This is a genomic window from Coprobacter sp., from assembly GCF_982436375.1.
The window spans coordinates 1-6323 of record NZ_CEWDCG010000179.1 but is presented as its reverse complement, the minus strand read 5'-3'; the positions used below and the strand labels follow the sequence as shown (position 1 = coordinate 6323).

The window sequence follows — 6323 nt, the reverse complement described above, 5'->3', positions numbered from 1 at the left end:
TTTAATAAAACCGAAGAATGGTCACTTTCAATCACTCTCCTCGCCCCTACATAACGTTTGGCATAATAAAGAGCATCACTAGATTCTTCACAGATTCCTTTCGAACAAGAAGCGTGTATAAATTTAAATTTCCCTCCGGGCAAAACCTCTGATACTAAACCTACATGCCCTACTCGTGAAGAAGTGCTATTGCGCCCTTTAAAAAACACAAGATCTCCCCGCCGAATATCCTCTTTATCAACAGATGTTCCTTGCAAATACTGAGCTGCCGAAGACGCATTCAATTTTAACGCGATTTTTTTAAACACATAATACGTAAAACCTGAACAATCAAAACTCGACGGACCTTTACTTCCTCTGCAATACGGACGTCCCTTAAATTGAAAAGCATACTCAAGTAAATGATCCACAACAGACTGTCCCGAATCCACAGAAAGTGAAGGCAACAACTTTTGCATATCCTTCGAAGGCCAAGTTTGCGTCAACCTACCTTTCGATATATCAAATACCTCTTTCTGCGATTGAGCATAAACTGGTATGACAAAAAGAGAAAACAACATGACGAATAAAATGGTCAACGTATTGATTTTCCAACAAGAGTAAGCCATCCTCTGCAATTTCTTTTGTTTTTCAATGATTCAAATTTAAGCTAAAAATTTTGAAAAGGCAACTATTCCTATACTTAATCGCATTTTTTTAAAGAAACAAAACAGTAAATGCCCTCATTGTTAAACGGCACTTTATTTAACAAGACTAAGGAAATGCCATTCCTTTTTTTCTAAACATAGCTTTATCTTCTTCTTTAAGTCCGCAATTATCAAGTGATTCCGGAAGATTATGATCATTCAAATAACTTCTTTTACGAGGAGAGAAGTCTGCATTCACAACCGAAAATACCGAATCGAGATGAGCTGTGGCAATGCCTCCTAAATCGAGCATTGTATGAAACGCAGCTCTTGTAGTTATAGGAGACGAATGATGCGAAACAGCATTTTTTATCGCTTCGGGGTAACGATTGTTATATTCATCCGAGAACCAAATTAAAAAAGGGATATGCAATTGATAATATGTAGGACACGGAGACGCATGAAGAAAACGATGCCGATCATCATCCATAATATCTTCACCATGATCGGGAAGATAAAACATACATGTCACAGCTCCGGTATTTCTCAACTTATCGATAACTGATGCCAAAAAGTCATCGGTACTCAAAATCGAGTTATCATAAGAATTAATCAACAAGTCACGATGTCGATATTCAAGATTTACACTGTTGTCAGGGATAAATACTTTGAATTTATCGGAATAACGGTCACGATAATTAAAATGCGACCCATAAGTATGCAATACGATAAACTGCTTATTGCCACTTTTTGCTATAAAATTATCTAACAAAGGTAACAAATCATGATCCAAAGGATTATCGCTGATAGCTAAAGGATCACCTCTCAAAAGCTTTACGACATCGGCTTCTCTTGAAAAAAAATCAGTGAATGTATTATTCGGCACTTGATTTGACAAAAATGCCGTCTTGAAACCTGCTTCCTTAAAAGCCGTAATAATACTTTTCTGCTTATATATTATTTCAAAATTATCGGCCGATGCTGCCGACAAAATCAAGGGTACACTTTTATGAGTCGCATTACATTGCGTAACGACATCAGTAAAACATACCAATGATTTTTCTTTTGACAACCGAGGATTGGTTTCTCTCTCATATCCGTATAAACTCCAATTATCTGAACGGGAAGTCTCACCGATCACCAAGACATAAATTTCTTTATCGTTTGACGGATGCCGAGATTTAGCCTGAAATGAAAACGATTCTGAAGTTTTTCTATAATTTTTACTTTTATGCCAACTTTCTCTGGCAAATTTCATATTATAGAATACATTAACCGGATATATATTTAATAATACATTTTCGTTCGGTTCTTGAACTTTTGCCGTCACACCCCCTATAAAACCGATCAATAAACTACAGACTGCTATAATAACCAATTTTTTCCGGACGCTCACATGCAAACGGTCCTCCATACGAATGGAATGAAACGCCAAATAAATCGCACCGAAAAATACAAAAAAGACCAATATCAACGCCGGTATAAGATTACTTAATAATTCGGAAGCTTCTCCAGTACTGGTCGTAAACAAATTTAGAAACATATCGGAAGCAATGATAGAGTTTCCAAATAAATAAAGTAATACTTCCTGAAAAGCCCCGAGCAACAAAAGTAAAGAAAGCCATAACAACACTACTCCCGGCTTCTGCCGCATAACAAGCAATCCCATATAGACCGACAAAGGCAGAAAAAAGTATGCTACTCGCATTGCCATACTCATTTCTTCTGTATATAAAAGAAGGCAAGTCGGTATCATCAATATAATCGTAAACAGTATATATAAATTTTGCTGCTTACTTAACCAATCCGATATTTTTTTCTTAAAATGCCTCATTTATATTAAACAAAAAACCTGACTGTCCTTTTCCGAAGCCATAATCCAAACGGACATTAACTCGTTTTTTAAATTCCCAACGGTATCCAAGACCATAATTGGGTAATGTATGAGACCATTTAAACGATCTGAAATCATGAAATACATTTCCCGCTCCGACCCAAAAAACAACTCCATTCCGTTTCCAGACATGTTGTCTGAGTTCTACTTGAACTTCCCCTACATTTCTATCCCGATATTGTCCTTCATAATATCCCCTCATCCGTAATGTTCCTCCCAACTTAGGCATCATGGTCCAAGGTGTATCTCCGAATGTGAATTTAGCATGAATATCAATTGCTAAAATTCCACCTTTCCATACTTTCTGATAAATATCAGCCAATACATCGGTCGTATAGAAAACATCTTTATTTCCAAGGAAACAGGGAGATAAGCTTTGTTCCAACTTCAAATAGACTCCTTTATACGAATTAGTCTGAAAATCTCTTGTATCGTAGGAAATCGAACCTCCTATCCCAACTGATAGTGTCGATTTAGCAGCTTCGTTCAATGTTTCAGGCTTCTCAAAATTCGACCCTGCAACATAATCGAAACTTGCCAGAGGCCCTGCATAAAGGTTATTGGCCAAACGAAAAAGAAAATCTATTTTGACCTGATTCTGAATACGCTTATAGTTTCCTTTATTGTCATCATTACTTCCGGCTTCATATCCCGTCCCCCAAAAATATCCGGGGAAAGAGAAGAAATACAAATTATATAACAAACGGTATTTATCTTCTGGGAAAAAATGGGTTCCTTTTACTCCTAAAAGATAAAATCCGGTCGTAGATACATCACCATACAAAGATACCATTGAGGGCTGCATCAAAGTATCTTTTCCTTGATAAAGTCCGGCAGCAACCAATCCGAGTCCGAGTTTGGTATCACTTGAATAATGAGGCCCTCCAATTATACTGAAATCAAATTTTTTACGGGGCTTCGGTTTATTGGCATCATTAAAATAATTCAAAAAACGACGAAAGAAAGAAGGTTTCTTTTTAACCTCAGTCGTATCTAAATTCAATGATAAGGAAGTACCAATAACAGTATCCTTATTGAAAGGTTCTGCAATAGCAACAGATGTTTGTTCCACAGAATCAATAGCTGATCCCAAAAACGATCCGGAAGCCGGACAAGCAGAAGCCAAAGCAATAACCCCTTCTGACCATATCAGAATAATACATATAAACATCCGAACCTCTTTCATACATTCGATAAATACCTATTCTTAATAACAAGCAAAGTCTCAATGTGTTTGACAGTAAACCGAAATATATTCGATTCATAAGTCATAAACAGGACAAATTTATAACAAAACGTTTTAACACACGATAGTTTTCTTAAAATTATAATCTTACATTATGCTTTTTTAAAGTACAGAAACTTAATAACATCATAGATTCTAAGAGCCGATTTAAATAATTACCTTCAATTCTCATTTGTAGAAACATACCATTTTTCCGTACCTTTGTATTATAATATAACCAGAATTTTAAATGAAAGAAACAAGCATTGTTTTTAACAACCCTATCCCCCGTTTACCAGAAATACGATTTAAAAAAGCGCTAAACTGGTGTATAAAACCAAACGAACAATGGGCGATTATAGGTCCTAACGGTGCAGGAAAAAGTGTAATAGCCGGACTTTTACAAGGGAAATATGCCCTGAAAGAGGGAGAAATTATCAATAATTATCCCGGCAAAACATCTGACGTAATAAAAACTATTACTTTCAAAGATATTCATTCTATTACAGATAGCCGTACAACTTTCTATCAACAACGGTGGCATTCCTCCGAGAATGAAGGAATCCAGACAATAAGAGAACTATTATCGAACAATTATGATGAAATATCTATCCGGGAATTATTTATTCAATTCCGAATAGAAGAAATGTTAGACAAGAAAGTTATCTATCTATCAAGTGGAGAATTACGTAAATTTCTAATTATAAAAACATTGCTTACTCATCCACAAATACTGATTCTTGACAATCCTTTCATCGGATTAGATGCGACTTCTAGAATTCTGTTAACAGAAATGTTAGCACAAATGTCCGAAATGAAAAAATTTCAAGTCATTCTGCTTCTATCCAATCCGGATGACATTCCAGAAATGATCACTCATATTCTTCCCGTCCGAAATCGTGTCTGCTATGATCCTATATCCCGCAATGATTTTTTACAAAATAACGATTTAAGGAATTACCTCTTTCCTGAAGTTCACAACCAAATACGACTTCCTGATCCTACTCGTAAAAAGTCAGAGCACAATGTAACATTTCGAATGGAGAAAATCAATATCTCTTACGGATCACACCCAATACTTAAAGGATTAGACTGGGAAGTAAAAAACGGCGAAAAATGGGTACTACTGGGAGAAAACGGAGCAGGAAAATCTACACTCTTGAGTCTTATTTATGCAGATAATCCTCAATCTTATGCAAATACGCTTTTTTTGTTCGATCGGAAACGAGGCTCTGGAGAAAGCATCTGGGAAATAAAAAACAGGATCGGATATGTATCGCCAGAAATGCATTTATACTATACAGAAAATGTTCCTGCTATACAAATCGTAGGTTCTGGATTTTTCGATTCTATCGGACTATACCGAAAATGTTCCCCAGAACAAGAAAATATCGCACTAGCCTGGATGCACACTTTTGGAATCGAAACTTTATATAACAGACCTTTTCTTACTCTATCTTCGGGCGAACAGCGATTGATATTGTTAGCCCGAGCTTTTGTAAAAGACCCGGATCTATTAATTTTAGATGAGCCTCTACACGGTCTAGACATCAGTAATAAATGCCGTGTCAGAAAAATTATAGAAAATTTTTGTGAACGACCGGGAAAAACCTTAGTGTATGTAACGCATTATAGTCACGAAATACCTTCTTGTATCCGATACCGATTTAAACTAATAAAAAATCGGGAAAAGAGCTTGTAACCTATATAAATATTTCCATTTCAAGCCAACATAAAACTCATTTTTTTGTTTACATTTGTAACAGAAAATATATACTTATTATACGTTATGAGCATCCTCAAAAAAAATATTCCGGTAGGTCTTGCAAGTGATCATGCTGGTTTTGAAATGAAACAATTTATCAAACAATTTTTAATCGAAAAAGGAATCGAAATTAAAGATTTCGGTACATTTTCTTGTGAAAGTGTCGATTATCCAGATTTTGCTCATCCTCTTGCTAATGCAGTAGAATCAGGAGAGTGTTACCCGGGATTTGCATTCTGCGGGAGCGGAAACGGCATTAACATGACATTAAATAAACACCAAAAAATCAGAGCTGCCCTTTGCTGGAATGAAGAGATAGGAAAGCTTGCCCGCCTTCATAATGATGCAAATATTTGCGTAATGCCGGGTAGATTTATAAAAAACGAAGAAGCCGAAAAAATCGCTGAAACATTCTTAAATACAGAATTTGAAGGAGGAAGACATCAAAGACGTATAGATAAAATTCCTGTAAAATAAGCAAATTCAGAAGTCTCTCTATTGTCGATTTGACAATAGAGAGACTTCTGAATTTGTTCAAATTTTCCGATGCAAAAAATATTATTAGGTCACGCTTATGTTTTCTTCCGATCTTTTTTCCGTTTTCACTTGTCAGATAGTCCGCTATTATCCTTATAAAATCAGAAAAGCATCCTCGAAAGAAACTTCCAAATTTAATTCGAATAAAATTTAGACAGCCTCTAAAAATAATTTACAGTTCTTTCGTCCTCAACAAATTATAGTTTTCCTAAAATCAATATTTAGGGACATTCAGTAAATAATATAAAATCAGCCAACTAATTCATACACAAAGTG

The 6323-nt window shown here is 35.5% G+C and carries 5 protein-coding genes; 2 read left to right on the top strand and 3 right to left on the bottom strand.

Annotated elements, in window-relative coordinates; translation table 11 throughout:
• The 3 genes from AC1WHX_RS09705 to AC1WHX_RS09695 form a co-directional block, all read right to left on the bottom strand.
• Nucleotides 1-608: C40 family peptidase (locus tag AC1WHX_RS09705; protein WP_481229245.1), on the bottom strand; the 608-nt coding region annotated here is incomplete at its 3' end.
• Nucleotides 609-753: 145 nt separating this feature from the next.
• Nucleotides 754-2340 carry a phosphoethanolamine transferase family protein gene (locus tag AC1WHX_RS09700; protein ID WP_302545370.1) on the bottom strand — a complete coding sequence of 529 codons (1587 nt, stop codon included), beginning with the start codon at nucleotides 2338-2340 and terminating at the stop codon, nucleotides 754-756.
• A 106-nt stretch (nucleotides 2341-2446) separates the two neighbouring features.
• Nucleotides 2447-3691, bottom strand: a complete 1245-nt coding sequence (locus AC1WHX_RS09695) for a BamA/TamA family outer membrane protein (protein ID WP_302545369.1) — start codon at nucleotides 3689-3691, stop codon at nucleotides 2447-2449.
• Nucleotides 3692-3995: 304 nt separating this feature from the next.
• Here AC1WHX_RS09695 and AC1WHX_RS09690 point away from each other — a divergent pair, with 304 nt between their 5' ends.
• Both AC1WHX_RS09690 and rpiB read left to right on the top strand, forming a co-directional pair.
• On the top strand, nucleotides 3996-5447 hold the full coding sequence (locus tag AC1WHX_RS09690; RefSeq protein ID WP_481229243.1) for an ATP-binding cassette domain-containing protein: 1452 nt from the start codon (nucleotides 3996-3998) through the stop codon (nucleotides 5445-5447).
• 87 nt (nucleotides 5448-5534) lie between these two features.
• Complete coding sequence (gene rpiB / locus AC1WHX_RS09685) at nucleotides 5535-5987, top strand: ribose 5-phosphate isomerase B (protein ID WP_122304328.1); 453 nt, start codon at nucleotides 5535-5537, stop codon at nucleotides 5985-5987.
• Nucleotides 5988-6323 lie beyond the last annotated feature (336 nt).

What these genes read in the sequence shown, in the direction of transcription:
- AC1WHX_RS09700 (WP_302545370.1), bottom strand. Translation starts at nt 2,340, where the DNA reads ATGGCAATGCGAGTAGCATACTTTTTTCTGCCTTTGTCGGTCTATATG.
- AC1WHX_RS09695 (WP_302545369.1), bottom strand. Translation starts at nt 3,691, where the DNA reads ATGTTTATATGTATTATTCTGATATGGTCAGAAGGGGTTATTGCTTTG.
- AC1WHX_RS09690 (WP_481229243.1), top strand. Translation starts at nt 3,996, where the DNA reads ATGAAAGAAACAAGCATTGTTTTTAACAACCCTATCCCCCGTTTACCA.
- rpiB (WP_122304328.1), top strand. Translation starts at nt 5,535, where the DNA reads ATGAGCATCCTCAAAAAAAATATTCCGGTAGGTCTTGCAAGTGATCAT.